The organism is Pseudomonas sp. TZ252 (genome assembly GCF_056110345.1).
Window position 1 is genome coordinate 1,312,652 of the sequence record NZ_CM148566.1, and the last position, 14,662, is coordinate 1,327,313.

The 14,662-nt window shown below is 66.3% G+C and carries 12 protein-coding genes and 1 tRNA gene; 8 read left to right on the top strand and 5 right to left on the bottom strand.

The window, feature by feature from the left end:
• Positions 1-29 precede the first annotated feature (29 nt).
• Positions 30-1,886: an Lnb N-terminal periplasmic domain-containing protein gene (locus ACYAF3_RS06095; RefSeq protein ID WP_003094784.1), complete on the top strand. Its 1,857-nt coding sequence runs from the start codon at positions 30-32 to the stop codon at positions 1,884-1,886.
• Here the strand turns inward: ACYAF3_RS06095 and ACYAF3_RS06100 are convergent.
• Both ACYAF3_RS06100 and rtcR read right to left on the bottom strand, forming a co-directional pair.
• A complete protein-coding gene (locus tag ACYAF3_RS06100; RefSeq protein ID WP_012614550.1) occupies positions 1,880-2,434 on the bottom strand; it encodes an NADAR family protein in 555 nt (184 codons plus the stop codon). The two genes, ACYAF3_RS06095 and ACYAF3_RS06100, sit on opposite strands and share 7 nt — an antisense overlap.
• A 55-nt stretch (positions 2,435-2,489) precedes the next feature.
• The gene (gene rtcR, locus ACYAF3_RS06105; RefSeq protein ID WP_003105104.1) at positions 2,490-4,085 is read right to left on the bottom strand and encodes an RNA repair transcriptional activator RtcR; all 1,596 of its coding nucleotides are present in this window, start codon (positions 4,083-4,085) and stop codon (positions 2,490-2,492) included.
• A 314-nt stretch (positions 4,086-4,399) separates the two neighbouring features.
• Between rtcR and ACYAF3_RS06110 the strand changes: the two genes are divergently transcribed.
• From ACYAF3_RS06110 to ccpA, 7 genes are all read left to right on the top strand, one after another.
• Positions 4,400-4,473 (top strand) — tRNA-Arg (locus ACYAF3_RS06110).
• A gap of 271 nt (positions 4,474-4,744) precedes the next feature.
• Entirely contained in the window at positions 4,745-5,890 is a 1,146-nt protein-coding gene (locus tag ACYAF3_RS06115; RefSeq protein ID WP_003119411.1) for a slipin family protein, read from the top strand.
• A gap of 55 nt (positions 5,891-5,945) precedes the next feature.
• The gene (locus ACYAF3_RS06120) at positions 5,946-7,160 is read left to right on the top strand and encodes an RtcB family protein (RefSeq protein ID WP_019726904.1); all 1,215 of its coding nucleotides are present in this window, start codon (positions 5,946-5,948) and stop codon (positions 7,158-7,160) included.
• 36 nt (positions 7,161-7,196) lie between these two features.
• On the top strand, positions 7,197-8,009 hold the full coding sequence (locus ACYAF3_RS06125) for a nucleotidyltransferase domain-containing protein (RefSeq protein WP_003105094.1): 813 nt from the start codon (positions 7,197-7,199) through the stop codon (positions 8,007-8,009).
• Positions 8,006-9,031 carry an RNA 3'-terminal phosphate cyclase gene (gene rtcA / locus ACYAF3_RS06130; RefSeq protein ID WP_003112809.1) on the top strand — a complete coding sequence of 342 codons (1,026 nt, stop codon included), beginning with the start codon at positions 8,006-8,008 and terminating at the stop codon, positions 9,029-9,031. The genes ACYAF3_RS06125 and rtcA overlap by 4 nt, the downstream gene beginning before the upstream one ends.
• 101 nt (positions 9,032-9,132) lie before the next feature.
• Complete coding sequence (locus ACYAF3_RS06135; protein WP_003107850.1) at positions 9,133-9,510, top strand: hypothetical protein; 378 nt, start codon at positions 9,133-9,135, stop codon at positions 9,508-9,510.
• 123 nt (positions 9,511-9,633) lie between these two features.
• Complete coding sequence (gene ccpA / locus ACYAF3_RS06140) at positions 9,634-10,674, top strand: cytochrome-c peroxidase CcpA (RefSeq protein ID WP_003094815.1); 1,041 nt, start codon at positions 9,634-9,636, stop codon at positions 10,672-10,674.
• A gap of 58 nt (positions 10,675-10,732) precedes the next feature.
• Here the strand turns inward: ccpA and gdhA are convergent, their stop codons facing one another.
• From gdhA to praA, 3 genes are all read right to left on the bottom strand, one after another.
• Complete coding sequence (gdhA, locus tag ACYAF3_RS06145) at positions 10,733-12,070, bottom strand: NADP-specific glutamate dehydrogenase (RefSeq protein WP_003094817.1); 1,338 nt, start codon at positions 12,068-12,070, stop codon at positions 10,733-10,735.
• A gap of 295 nt (positions 12,071-12,365) precedes the next feature.
• Positions 12,366-13,757, bottom strand: coding sequence for an outer membrane protein transport protein (locus ACYAF3_RS06150; protein ID WP_031637727.1), 1,392 nt, complete (start codon positions 13,755-13,757; stop codon positions 12,366-12,368).
• Positions 13,758-14,015: 258 nt separating this feature from the next.
• A complete protein-coding gene (praA, locus tag ACYAF3_RS06155; RefSeq protein ID WP_003094820.1) occupies positions 14,016-14,504 on the bottom strand; it encodes an alkane oxidation protein activator PraA in 489 nt (162 codons plus the stop codon).
• Between the last annotated feature and the right edge of the window lie 158 nt (positions 14,505-14,662).

Genomic DNA, 14,662 nt, shown 5'->3' on the forward strand with positions numbered 1-14,662 from the left:
CCCCTTTCCCCAAGCATTAAGCCTTGCCGATGCCGAAACGCCTGTTGCCCTGGATGGCGCTGTGCGCCTGCTCCCCCCTTCTGGCTGCGCCCACGGTTCCCGAGGCCCGCCTCCAGCAACTGGCCGCCGATCCCTACTGGATCGCCCTCGGCCACTACGAACGCGGCAAGCTCGGCGGTTGGCGCAGCTACGTCGACGACGAGCGGTTCTTCCTCGCCGACAACGGCGAGAGCCACCCGGACGCCGAACTGGCGGCCACGCTAAAGGCGCTCTATGCCTCGCCCAGCCTTGGCGACAAGCACGCTCAGTGCGTCTACCCGGCGCGCACCCGCTGGCTGCGCCAGCAACTGCAACTCGACGACCTGCCGCAGCCGCAGTGCGGCGAATACGACAACTGGTACCGCGACATCAACCCGCACAGCGCGGTGCTGGTGTTCCCCGCGGCCTACCTGAACAGCCCGTCGTCGATGTTCGGCCACACCCTGCTGCGCATCGACCAGGCCGACGTCACCAGCAACAACACTGCCCTGCTCAGCTACGCGCTGAACTTCGGCGCCTACATCGAAGGCATGGACAACAGCATCCTCTATGCCTGGAAAGGCCTGATGGGCGGCTATCCCGGCCTGTTCGCGCTGGTCCCGTACCGGGAGAAGCTGGCCGAATACAGCCGCCTGGAGAACCGCGACCTCTGGGAATACAAGCTGAACCTGACGCCCGAGGAGACCGGGCGCATGGTCGAACACGTCTGGGAACTCAAGCAGGTCCGCTTCGACTACTACTTCTTCGACGAGAACTGTTCGTTCCGCCTGCTCGAACTGATGGAGATTGCCCGCCCGGGCATCGAGCTGACCGAGCAGTTCCCGCTTACCGCGATCCCCACCGACACCGTCCGCGCGGTGAAGAACGCCGGGCTGATCGAGCGCATCGACTACCGGCCGTCGCGCGAGAAGGAACTGCTCGCCCGCGCCGAACCGCTCGACCATGCCGAGCGCGACTGGGCCAAGCGCCTGGCGGACGACGACAGCCTGCTCGACGCTCCCGACTTCAAGGCCCTGCCGATGCCGCGCCAGGCGCTGATCCAGGACGCCGCCTTCCGCCTGGTGCGCTACCGCGCCACCGGTCAGGCGCGTGACAGCGGCATCGCCTCGCGCAGCTACAACCTGTTGCGTGCGATCAACCGCAACCCGCCGCCGGACCTCCAGGTCGAGCGCCCCGGCCAGCCGGAAGACGGCCACGAGTCACGGACCTGGCAGTTCGGCGTCGGCAGCCGCGATGACCGCGCCTTCGCCGAGTACGGCCTGCGCATGGCCTACCATGACCTCGCCGATAACGCCTATGGCTTCCCCCTCGGCGCGCAGATCGAGATCGGCCAGCTCAAGCTGCGCCAGTACGAAGGCAACCGCTGGCAGCTGCAGAATCTCGACCTGGTCACCATCCGCTCGCTGACCCCGCGCAACCAGTTGCTCAAGCCGCTGTCCTGGCAGGTCGCCGGCGGCCTGGAGCGGGTGCCGGGCGAGGACGGCGACGAAAACCTGGTCAGCCACCTGAACGGCGGCGCCGGCGGCAGCTGGATGTTCGGCGACGACCTGCTGCTCTACGCCATGGGCACCGCGCGGATCGAGAACAACAGGGACTTCGCCGCCGCCATCGCCCCGGCGGTGGGCTTCGACAGCGGCCTGCTGTGGCGCAACCCGCTGGGCAACCTGACCCTGGAGGCCAAGGGCGACTACTTCCACAACGGTGAAGTGCGCCGCAGCCTGGGCTTCGTCCAGCAGGTGGAGCTGGGCCGCGACCTCGGCCTGCGCCTGAGCGCCGAACGCGAGTTCAGCCATGTCGGCAAGCCGATCAACGAGGTGAAGCTGGAGCTGCGCTGGTACTACTACTGAGCCAGCCTCCGGCGCACCTCCATCAGGGCGAAGCCGAGCAGGTTGAGGCCTTGCCAGGTCGCCGGCTCGGCTGCCAGGGGATCGCTCGCGGCCAGGCCGATGCCCCAGATCGCGTCCACCGGGCTGGCCTCGACCAGCACCCGGTCGGCGGTGCCCAGAAGGTATTTCTTCAGCGAAGCGTTCTGGCCGAACTTGCCGAGGTTGCCTTCGATCACGATTCCCACCCGCTCGGCGTTCCAGCGTGCCTCGTCGAAGCCGGCGACTTCGCGGCCGAGGGCCTTCGCCTCGCCTGGGCTGCGCGCCGCCAGGATGCGCTCGAGCAACCTAGGGTCGTCGAACAAGCGTGCCTTGGCCGCCATCATGTAATGCTCGGCGCTGGGGTAGCGCACCCCGTCGAGCTTGAACGAAGCCTCGTACCACTGGCTGAAACAGCTCTTGCCGACCTTGTCATCCGCCGCCGGGCGATGTCCCCAGAAATACAGGTATTTGAAGCTTTCGCCGGCCGCGCAGCGCTGGCGCAGTCGCTCGACGTCCATTATCTCGCTCATCGGCATTCGTCCCTGGAGCCCGTGAAAAGACGCCAAGGATATCCCGAAGTGGTGTTCAGGCGCGTATCTGCGCCCAGTCCAGGCCGAAACGCGCCAGGTACTTGCGCAGCCGGTCGGCGTCGTTGGGGTTGCGCTTGTCCTGGCGCGAAACGGCGAACAGCCGGCGTCCCGCCTCGGAAAGGGTCTTAGCCCCGCGGCACACCTCCAGCACCGCCTGCAGTTGCAGGCGGTCGAACAGATCCAGGGCCTCCATCCGCTGCCCCAGCAGATCGGCCAGTGGCTCCCGGCCCGCATCGAGCCCCCAGGCCTGGCGCAGGCGGAGGATCTCCTCCTCGACCAGCGCCTCGTCGATCCGCCCGCTGTCGGCCAGGGTCGCCATCCGTGTGATGGAAGCCGACAGCTCGCGGAAGTTGCCGGCCCAGCGCGCTTCGCTGGAACCGGCGAAGGCCAGGTAGCGACGCTTGGCCTCCAGGTTGAAACGCACCTGCCGCCCTTGCTCGCGGGCGTGCCGCTCCAGTTCGAAGTCGATGTTCGGCTCGATGTCCTCGCGGCGTCCAGCCAGGCCCGGCAGCTCGAAGGTCCAAAGGTTGATGCGGGCGAACAGGTCCTCGCGGAACAGGCCTTCGGCCACTCGTCCGCGCAAGTCGCGGTGGGTCCCGGCGATAAGCTGGAAGTCGCTCTCCACCTCACGGTCCGAACCCAGCGGGAAGAAGCGCTTCTCTTCGATAGCCTTGAGCAGCATCGCCTGTTCGTCGGCGCCCAGCTCGCCGATCTCGTCGAGGAACAGCATGCCACCGTCGGCTGCGCGCAGCAGGCCTTCGCGCGCATTCTGCGCGCCGGTGAAGGCGCCCTTGACGTGACCGAACAGTGCCGACATCGCGCCGTCGCCGCGCAAGGTGGCGCAGTTGACCTCGACGAAACGCCCGTCGAGCTGGTGCCGGCTGCGCTTGAGTTCATAGATGCGCCGGGCGAGGAACGATTTGCCGGCACCGGTCGGCCCCACCAGCAGCATGGGTGCCCGCGAACGCACGGCGACCCGCTCGATCTGCTCGATGGAGCGGTTGAAAGCGGCATTGCGCGTGGCGATTCCCGACTTGAGCAAAGCCAGGCTTTCCTCCTGTTCGCGGCGGAACCGCGAGGCGATGCGGTCGTAGCGGGACAGGTCGAGGTCGATCAGCGTCGCCGAGCCCTCGGGATGGCGCGCCTCGTCCTTGCGCCGCGACGGCGAGGTCTGCACCAGCCGGGCCGGCAGGTAGCGCGCCTCGGTAAGGAGGAACCAGCAGATCTGCGCGACATGGGTCCCGGTGGTGATATGCACCAGGTAGTCCTCGCGCTCGGTGTCGAAGGGGTAGGCGCTGACGAAATCGTGCAGGGCGCCATAGACCTCCTCGAAGTCCCAGGGGTTGCGCAGTTCCATCTGCTGCAGGCGGACCTCGGTATGCGGCGACACCGCGGCGATGTCGGCGCGAATCCGCTCGGCCAGGCCGAGGTCGCGGGCGTCGTTGCCGTGGATCAGTTCGAGGCGGTCGATCAGCAGGTCCGGCTGCTGGCACAGGCCGATGCTCGGCCGCCACTTTTGCCAGCGCGCCGCGCCCTTGCCGAGACGGTCGAGGGTGGCGCCGATGAAGCCGATGGCGACCGTGCGTTTCATCACTGCTTATCCTTCAAGATAAAGATCGATATGAAAATATATAGAAATAGCCAGGCATCTCTCCATCGAATTCGCCGACGAAGCGCAATAAAAAATTTATTCACCTTTAAAATCAAACAGTTAATCAAGAAACAGTCTCATCGATAAAAACCTGGCACGCCGCTCGCTATATCCATTTCGACCGCATCGCCCATGCAGGCCGACGGGTCGGGACTCCAGTCCCGCCGGTGCCCGAGCCCACCCCTGGTGTCGGCGTCGTGCATGCCGCCCGCAACAACGACGGTCATTCGCGAATGACGGCAATGCCGCTTCGCGGTTCGATAGCTCAGCCTGGTAGAGCAACCATCCACGAAATGGTCTGTCGCGGGTTCGACTCCCGCTCGAACGTTGCCTTAACGGCAATCACTCAATGGCAACACCCGCCGGTGTGGCCGAGGCGAACTGCGCAAGCGGCCAGGAAGGCCGGACAACGCAAGGGAGCCGAAGCCGCCGCCGGCCCGTCCGGCCCGCGGTTCGGGCACGGGGCAAGGCAGGCCGGGGATCGAGGGAATCGATCGTATGGACAGGACGTCCGCCAGGCCAACCTCCTCCGCGCTCCACCCACGACGCTCGACGGGCCGGCAACACCGGCACCACGGAAGAATGAAAGGAATGAAGAGATGAAAATGCTGAAGCGCTTTATCGTGAAGAAGAACGAACGCGGCCTGCTGTATTCCGAAGGCGACTTCCTCGCCGTGCTCGAACCGGGCACCTACCGCCGCTTCGATCCGTACGACCGCCTGAGCCTGGAAAGCTTCAGCCTGAACACCCCGCAGTTCGAACACCGCCTGGCCGGCTACCTGCGGCAGAGCGAACCGCAACTGGTGGAGCGCTACTTCACCCGGATGGACCTGGGCGACAACGAGGCCGGCCTGCGCTACGAGGACGGCGTGCTGGTGGAGTTGCTCGCACCGGGCAGCCGCCGACTGTACTGGAAAGGCCAGACCGAGCAGCGCCTGGAGCGCATCGACCTGACCCAGGACTATCGATTGTCCGCCGCGCTGGTCGCCCAGTTGCACCAGCCGAACCTGCGCGACCGCGCCCTGGCGGGCCTGGACGCAGTGTTGCTGGTCCAGGTGCCGGCGTTCCAGGTCGGCGTGCTCAAGGTCGACGGCGCCCTTGCCGGCCTGCTGCAAGCCGGACAATACGGTTTCTGGCGCTACAACCGGCAAGTCAGCGTGGAACTGGTCGACACCCGTATCCAGGCGCTGGAGGTCAGCGGCCAGGAGATCCTCACCCGCGACAAGGTCAGCCTGCGCCTGAACCTCGCCGCCAATTGGCGCTACAGCGACGTGCTCACCGCCTTCTCGCGGCTGAGCAAACCGCTGGAGTATCTGTACCGCGAGCTGCAGTTCGGCCTGCGGGCGGCAGTGGGCACCCGTACCCTCGACGAACTGCTGGAGAACAAGCAGTCGATCGACGAAGCGGTCAGCGCCCACCTGGCCGCCAAGCTGGAAGACAGCGGCCTGGAAGTGAGCGGCCTGGGCGTACGCGACATCATCCTCCCGGGCGAAATGAAGACCCTGCTGGCGCAGGTGGTGGAGGCGGAGAAGGCGGCCCAGGCCAATGTGATCCGCCGCCGCGAGGAAACCTCGGCGACCCGCTCGCTGCTGAATACCGCGAAGGTCATGGAGGAAAACCCGACCGCGCTGCGTCTGAAGGAATTGGAAACCCTGGAGCGGGTGGCCGAGCGCATCGACCGGATTTCGGTATTCGGTGGCCTGGACCAGGTATTGAACGGACTGGTCACGCTGAAGCAGGCCTGATCACGAACGATAGCCGCTCCGTCGACAAGACGGCGCGGAGCACAAGGAAAGCACGATGAAAGACATGAATATCCTCGAAGTGGCCGGCGGCAAGCCGATCAAGCTCTGGACCCAGGGCGTCCCGGTGGAGGAGGAAGCGCGCCAGCAGTTGCTGAACACGGCGAAGATGCCCTTCATCTTCAAGCACCTGGCGGTGATGCCTGACGTACACCTGGGCAAGGGCTCGACCATCGGTAGCGTGATCCCTACCCTCGGCGCGATCATCCCGGCCGCGGTGGGCGTGGATATCGGCTGCGGAATGATCGCCGCGCGCACCTCGCTGCTCGCCGCCGACCTGCCGGACAACCTGCACGGCCTGCGCAGCGCCATCGAGCAGGCGGTACCTCACGGCAAGACCTTCGGCCGCCGCGACCGCGGCGCCTGGCACGAGGTACCGGAGGCCGCCGACCAGGCCTGGAAGGCGCTCGCCGGTCGCTTCAAGGCGATCACCGACAAGCACCCGAGGCTGGAGAAGACCAACAACCGCCAGCACCTGGGAACCCTCGGCACCGGCAACCACTTCATCGAGGTCTGCCTGGACGAGGCCGACCGCGTCTGGTTCATGCTGCACAGCGGTTCGCGCGGGGTCGGCAACGCCATCGGCAACCTGTTCATCGAACTGGCCAAGGCGGACATGCGCCAGCACATCGCCAACCTGCCGGACAAGGACCTGGCCTACTTCGAGGAAGGCAGCCGGCACTTCGACGACTACGTGGAAGCGGTCGGCTGGGCCCAGGATTTCGCCCGGCAGAACCGCGCGCTGATGATGCACGCGGTGATCGAGGCGGCGCGCCAGGTGATCCGCAAGCCGTTCGAAGCCAACCTGGAGGCGGTCGATTGCCACCACAACTACGTGCAGAAGGAGCGCCACTTCGGCCAGGAGGTACTGGTCACCCGCAAAGGCGCGGTGTCCGCGCAGAAGGGCCAGCTCGGCATCATTCCCGGCTCGATGGGGGCGAAGAGCTTCATCGTCCGCGGCCTCGGCAACCAGGAAGCGTTCTGCTCGTGCAGCCACGGCGCCGGGCGGACCATGAGCCGGACCAAGGCGAAGAAGGTCTTCAGCGTCGCCGACCAGGCGCGCGCCACCGCCCACGTCGAATGCCGCAAGGACGCCGACGTGATCGACGAGATCCCGATGGCCTACAAGGATATCGACCGGGTCATGGAAGCCCAGCGCGAGCTGGTGGAAGTGCTGCACACCCTGCGTCAGGTGGTGTGCGTGAAAGGATGACGGGCGCCCTGTGGCGCCCGCTGGGGAAGAATCGAAATGAACAGGGAAGAACGCCATCCGCTCCCCGCCGCCATGCGCGAGCGGGTACTGGATGAGCTGGAACGGATCGAACGCGAGCACGACGTAGTCGTGCTCTACGCCTGCGAGTCGGGCAGCCGGGCCTGGGGCTTCGCTTCGCCGGACAGCGACTACGACGTACGCTTCGTCTATGTGCATCAGCCCGAGTGGTATCAGCGCGTCGAGGAACCTCGCGACGTGATAGAACGTCCGCTGAGCGACGAGCTGGACATCAGCGGCTGGGAACTGCGCAAGGCGTTGCGCCTGATGCGCAAATCCAACCCGGCCCTGCTGGAGTGGCTCGGCTCGCCGCTGGTGTATCGGGAAGAGCCTGGCGTGCGCGAGGAACTGCTCTGGCTGGGCAGCGCCTTTCACTCCGTACCAGGCAGTCGCCATCACTACCTGTCGATGGCACGCAAGAACTACCGGGGCTACCTGAAGGGCGACAGCGTCCGGCTGAAGAAATACCTCTACGTCCTGCGTCCGTTGTTCGCGGTGCGTTGGCTGGATGCAGGCCTGGGCTTGCCGCCGGTGGCGTTCGAGAGGCTAGTGGAAGCCACGCTGGACGATCCGTCGCTGCGCGAAGAACTGGATGCCTTGCTGAGCCTCAAGCGTCAGCGCGACGAATCGGCCTACGGCCCTCCGCGCCTGGCGCTGCAACGCTTCATCGAAGCGGAGTTGCTCCAGGCCGAACGAGGGGCCACCCAACCAACCGGCGCGCGCCAGGACAGCCGACTGCTGGATCGCTACCTCCACGACAAGATATGGCAATACACAAGGGAAACCTCATGAGAAAGGACCTCATCGAACTCGACGGCAGCGAAGGCGGCGGGCAGATCCTGCGTAGCGCCCTGAGCCTGTCGATGACCAGCGGCCAGCCGCTGCGCATCCGCAACATCCGTGGCCGGCGCAGCCGTCCGGGGCTGCTGCGGCAGCACCTCACCGCGGTGCGCGCGGCGGCGGAAATCTGCGCGGCCGAGGTCGAGGGTGCCGAGCTCGGCTCACGCGAGCTGGCGTTCCGGCCCGGTGCGATCCGCGCCGGCGACTACGCCTTCGCCATCGGCTCCGCCGGCAGTTGCTCGCTGGTACTGCAAACCCTGCTGCCGGCGCTGCTCGCGGCAAACGGCGAAAGCCGGGTGAGGATCAGCGGCGGCACCCACAATCCACTGGCGCCGCCGGCGGACTTTCTCCGCGACAGCTGGCTGCCGCTGTTGCAGCGGATGGGCGCGGAAGTCGACCTGGAACTGCTGCGCCACGGCTTCGTACCCGCCGGCGGTGGCGAGCTGCTGGCGCGGGTACGCCCGGCGCGCTGGCGGCCGCTGCAACTGGAGCATCCCGGCGCGGCGCTGCGGCGCCAGGCGCGGGCGCTGCTCGCCGGGATTCCCGGGCACGTCGGCGAGCGCGAGCTGGAGAGGGTCCGCCAGCGCCTCGGTTGGAGCGACGAAGAACGCCAGCTGGAGTTCCTCGCGGAGGACCAGGGGCCGGGCAACGCCCTGCTGCTGCGGATCGACTGCGAGCACATCTGCGCGACCTTCTGCGCCTTCGGCCAGGCCGGCGTCAGCGCCGAACGGGTGGCGGAACAGGTCGCGACGCAAGCCATCGGCTGGATGGAAAGCGGCTGCGCGGCGGACGAGCACCTCGCCGACCAATTGCTGCTGCCCATGGCCCTGGCCGGCGCCGGCAGCTTCACCACGCCGCGGCTGAGCGCCCATCTGCAAAGCAACCGCCGGGTTATCGAACGCTTCCTGCCGGTGAGGATCGGCGACCAGGCGCTGGACGGCGGCGGTCATCGCATCGTCATCACATCGGCTTGACGAATTCCTCACCAATGCCGACCTAGACTCGCGCCGGACCTGCCAGCGGGCCCGGCGCGAATCTCCGGGAGCCCCAACCCGGCGGTCGAGGAGTCCCGGCCATGTCTTCTTCGCGTCTCGGCGTGCTTGTCCTCGCCCTGATCCTGCTCACCGCCACCCTGCTCGGCGGCTGCGAAAGCACCCACCAGTACCTGCTCGCCAAGGGCTACCCGCCCGCCTATGCCGACGGTTTCGACGATGGCTGCGGTAGCGGCCGCCAGGCGGCCGGCTCGATCAGCGGCGAATTCCGCAAGGACGTCCCCCGCTACCTGCGCGAGGCGATCTACGCCAGCGGCTGGGGCGACGGCTTCGAGCAATGCCGGTCGATGGCGCGGAGCGAAGAGCGGCGGCGTTTCGAGGAGCGCCAGTGGGACGACCGCGACGACGATTGGCAGCGCGACCGCGACCGCGCGTTGGCCCGGGCCTTGCGCGAGCGCTGAAGCACGCTGCGACAACCATCCGCAGCACCGATCCCGGTGCGCTTGATCCACGTCAAGCCGGGCAGCGCGCCGCTGGCCTCTCCTCACAGGACCGGTTGTAACGCCTGATAAGGAGAAAAAAAGATGCAGTCCTCGCAACTGCTCCCGCTTGGCAGCCTGTTGCTGTCGTTCGCCACGCCCCTCGCCCAGGCCGATGCCCTGCACGACCAGGCCAGCGCGCTGTTCAAACCCATCCCCGAGCAGGTCACCGAGCTACGCGGCCAGCCCATCAGCGAGCAACAGCGCGAACTCGGCAAGAAACTGTTCTTCGACCCGCGCCTGTCACGCAGCCATGTGCTCAGCTGCAACACCTGCCACAACGTCGGCACCGGCGGCGCCGACAACGTACCGACGTCGGTCGGTCACGGCTGGCAGAAGGGGCCACGCAATTCACCGACGGTCTTCAACGCCGTGTTCAATGCCGCGCAGTTCTGGGATGGCCGCGCCAAGGACCTGGGGGAGCAGGCCAAGGGTCCGATCCAGAACAGCGTCGAGATGCACAGTACCCCGCAGTTGGTCGAACAGACCCTGGGCAGCATCCCGGAATACGTGGACGCCTTCCGCAAGGCCTTCCCCAAGGCCGGCAAGCCGGTCAGCTTCGACAACATGGCGCTGGCCATCGAGGCCTACGAGGCGACCCTGGTGACTCCGGACTCGCCCTTCGACCTGTATCTCAAGGGCGACGACAAGGCCCTCGACGCACAGCAGAAGAAAGGCCTCAAGGCATTCATGGACAGTGGCTGCAGCGCCTGCCACAACGGCATCAACCTGGGCGGCCAGGCCTACTTCCCGTTCGGCCTGGTGAAGAAGCCCGACGCCAGCGTGCTGCCCAGCGGCGACAAGGGCCGCTTCGCCGTGACCAAGACCCAGAGCGACGAGTACGTATTCCGCGCCGCGCCCCTGCGCAACGTCGCCCTCACCGCGCCGTACTTCCACAGCGGCCAGGTCTGGGAACTCAAGGACGCGGTGGCGATCATGGGCAACGCCCAGCTCGGCAAGCAGTTGGCGCCGGACGACGTGGAGAACATCGTCGCCTTCCTGCACAGCCTGAGCGGCAAGCAGCCGCGCGTCGAATATCCGCTGCTGCCGGCCAGCACGGAGACCACGCCGCGTCCCGCGGAATAACCGCCACAAGGAAAAACGGGGCTCCCCTGGAGCCCCGTTTTTCCTCTATGGGACGACCTCAGACCACGCCCTGCGCCAGCATCGCATCGGCGACCTTGACGAAGCCGGCGATGTTCGCCCCCTTCACGTAGTTGACCCGCCCCTGCTCCTCGCCGTACAGCAGGCAGGCATGGTGGATCGACTGCATGATGCCGTGCAGCTTGGTATCCACCTCGCCCTCGCTCCAACGCAGGCGCATGGCGTTCTGCGACATCTCCAGGCCGCTCACCGCCACCCCGCCGGCGTTCGACGCCTTGCCCGGCGCGTAGAGGATGCCGGCCTCGAGGAACAGGTCGACGGCTTCCAGGGTCGAGGGCATGTTGGCGCCTTCGGCGACACAGACGCAGCCGTTGGCCAGCAGGCGCCGCGCATCCTCGGCATCCAGTTCGTTCTGGGTCGCGCAGGGCAGCGCGATATCGCAGGCCAGGCCCCAGGGCCGGCGCCCTTCGAGGAACTGCAGGGAAAACTGCTCCGCCATCTCGCGGATGCGCCCGCGGCGCACGTTCTTCAGCTCCATCAGGTATTCCCACTGCTCGTCGGAGAGCCCCGCCTCGGCATACAGGGTGCCTTCGGAATCGGACAGCGAGATCACCTTGCCGCCCATTTCCATGACCTTGCGCGCCGCGTACTGGGCGACGTTGCCCGAGCCGGAGATCGCCACCCGCTGGCCGTCGAAGCCGCGGCCACGATCCTTGAGCATTTCCTGGGCGAAGTAGACGCAGCCGAAGCCGGTCGCCTCCGGGCGGATCAGGCTGCCGCCATAGCTCAGGCCCTTGCCGGTCAGCACCGAGGTGAACTGGTTGGACAGGCGCTTGTACTGGCCGAACAGGTAGCCGATCTCACGCGCGCCGACGCCGATGTCGCCGGCCGGCACGTCCAGGTCGGCGCCGACGTGGCGGTACAGCTCGCTCATGAACGACTGGCAGAAACGCATCACCTCGGCGTCGCTCTTGCCCTTCGGATCGAAGTCGGAGCCGCCCTTGCCGCCGCCCATGGGCAGAGTGGTCAGGGAGTTCTTGAAGACCTGCTCGAAGGCGAGGAACTTCAGCACCCCGAGGTTGACCGAGGGATGGAAGCGCAGGCCGCCCTTGTAGGGGCCGATGGCGCTGCTCATCTGCACCCGGTAGCCACGGTTGACCCGTACCCGGCCCTGGTCGTCGACCCAGGGTACGCGGAACAGGATCGCCCGCTCGGGTTCGACGATGCGTTCGATGATGCCGGCTTCCAGGTAGTGCGGGTTGGCCTCGAGGAACGGCCAGAGGGAACGCAGCACCTCTTCCACCGCCTGGTGGAATTCGGGCTGATCGGGATCGCGCCGCTTCAGGCGCTCGAGGAAAGCGTCGACGGATTGCGTCATTTTTCTCACCGGTTTCTAGTTTTGTGAACAATTTTTTGCGCGTGACTCTAACAAGCCAGGCGGCACCTAGAAAGTGCGAAATGACGCATTGATGAATCTTTATGGTGCAAAACTGAAACTTTCCGGGTCCGCCAGAACGGCTCGGGCCAGAGCACGCGCCCGGAACCAGGCTGCCTCCCGGGCTGGCCACGCACTGTTGAAGGGCGACGAAAGCACCGTTCGCGTGCATCCCGGCGCCAGATGCGAAAGGGCCTCCCCCGCCAGGGGGAGGCCCTTCCTCTACCTACGGCCGGGTCTAGAAGTCGTAGGTCGCGGACAGGCTGAACACCTGTCCCTTGCTGGTTGCCCTGCCATCCAGCCGCCCGCCGCCCAGGCGATCCTGGTTGACCGTCTTCAACGGCACCTCCTTGACGAATTGCCGCGAGTAGGCCGCGTCGATCGACAACTCCGGCATCGACTGGAAGCGATAGCCGGCGCCCAGGGAGGCGAAGTAGCGATCGCCGTCGGGAATCCGCGGGTCGCGGGTGGCATTGTGGGTCGGCGTCTGGTCGTAGGCGACCCCGGCGCGCATGGTCCACTGGTCGGTCACCTTGTAGTCGCCGCCCACCGCCAGGGTCCAGGTGTTCCGGTAGGTGTAGGGGATGGAGACGATCGTGTTGCCGTGGGACTTGAGGGTCAGGTCCTGGAACGACGACCACTCGGTCCAGGTGGCGCTGGCGCCCAGGCTCAGACGGTCGTTGAACTGGTGTACCCAATCCAGCGAGGCGTAGGCGGGGATATCCAGGCGCGCCGAGGCGGAAGCGCCCATACGCAGGTCCAGGCCCGGATAGGCCAGGCCCGGGGTGCCGCCCTCGATGGCGCCCTCGGTGAGTCCACCGTCGTGGTCGTAGAGGTTGTAGTGCCCCTTCAGCTTGTTGCGGATCTTCGCGTGGTAGGCGAAGCCCAGGGTGTCGCGGTCGGTCGGCTTCCAAACCGCGCCGGCGAAGAAGCCGGGCGAGGTGTTGTCCACCTTGACCCGCATCAGCGCGGACGAGTTCGAGGCCGGGAACGGAATCCCGCCCATGCCCGGGGAGTTGGCGGCCGAGGCATAGAGATCGAGGTTCTGGCTGACGAAGCCGGAGGTGCGCTGGATGATCACCCCGGCGCCCAGGGAGAAGTTATCGTTGACCTTGAACGACAGGGAGCCGGTCAGGCCGATCGTCTCGATCTTGGTGTCCACCGCGAAATCGCGGCCTTTCCAGTTCGGGTCCCAGGTGCTGCGCATTCCCATCGGAACGACCTGGCTCAGACCGAAGGCGAAGCGGTCGTTGATCGGTACGACCAGGAAGCCGGTCGGCAGCCACGCGCCGAATCCGGCCTGGCCGCCATCGTTGGTAGCCAGCTCGGGAGTGCCCGGCCCATCCTGGTAGCCGCCGGTCATGGGATTGCCCTGGTAGTCGTAGGCATCGCCGTTGTACTTGATGTCGATATCGGCATAGTTGATCGTCAACTGGGCGATCCGCTTGTCGATGAAAGCCATGGCCGCCGGGTTGTTGAACGCGGCGCTCGGATCGTTGGGAAACAGCGAGCCGCCTGCCATCGCACGGCCCCAGCCCGCCGTGTTGGTGGTCGGTACCATGAAGCCGCCGGCTTGTGCCTGGGACGTGCCGAACAGTCCGCCGACGATCAGGGCGCAGAGCAATGGCAATGGTTTTCTGGCAAACAGGCAGGAAATATCGTTTTTGTTGTTCAAGGTTTCACCCCTGGTGGCTGCTAGTGCACGGGGCACGATGGTCGGCCTGCTTGAGCGTCCTGGCGGACACCCTCCCCCAGGCCGTTTTCCATGTGCGAACGAGGTTCTGCGCCGCTTCCGGCGGAAACTCCCTCGGACCTGCCGGCCCGCGAAGGACGCCTGGCAGCGGGAGCGCGAAACCGCTGGCGCCGAAGGCGCCAGCGGCAGCCCGGATTACGGGTTGACTACGAAGGCCGGGGTCGGCTGCACACTCAGGCTGTTGATCTTGCAGTTCCCAGCCAGCGACTGATTGCTGGCGCTGAGGGTATTGGTGGCGTTGCTCCAGGAACCGTTGACGGTGCTCGGGCCACAGGTAGAGGAGAGAATCTTGAAGCCGACGCCATCGACCTTGCCGGCGGTGGTGCTGGAGACGGTCAGCTTCCACGGCAGGCCGGTCATCTGCGGCACGCTGCACAGGGTGTTGCTGCCGCTGACGGTGACGCTGTCGATCGAGGCATAGGAACCATCGGCGGCTGTCGTGCCCTTGAAGGTGATGTTGCAGGTCACTGGCAGATTGAGCGACGCCGGCGAGCTCACGCTGATGGTGCCAGGTGCGGTGAAGGCCGAGTTGACCGGGGTGATGGTGGCCGCGCTGGCCATGGACGAAACGCTCAGGCAGAGAGCAAGAGCAGCAAAGGACGGCAGGGACTTGATGGATTTCATTGTTTTGTATCCTTCCAGTGAGTTGGCAACGCTCGCGGTTGCCGAGCCTTGATCATGCGGCAGGATCGTCGCCGACCCGCCCCCACGACCACCTTGTGCCTTCCCGTCCGTTCCACCTGCCAGGCGAACCACACCACCCGCCTTGACCGTGCGTACCG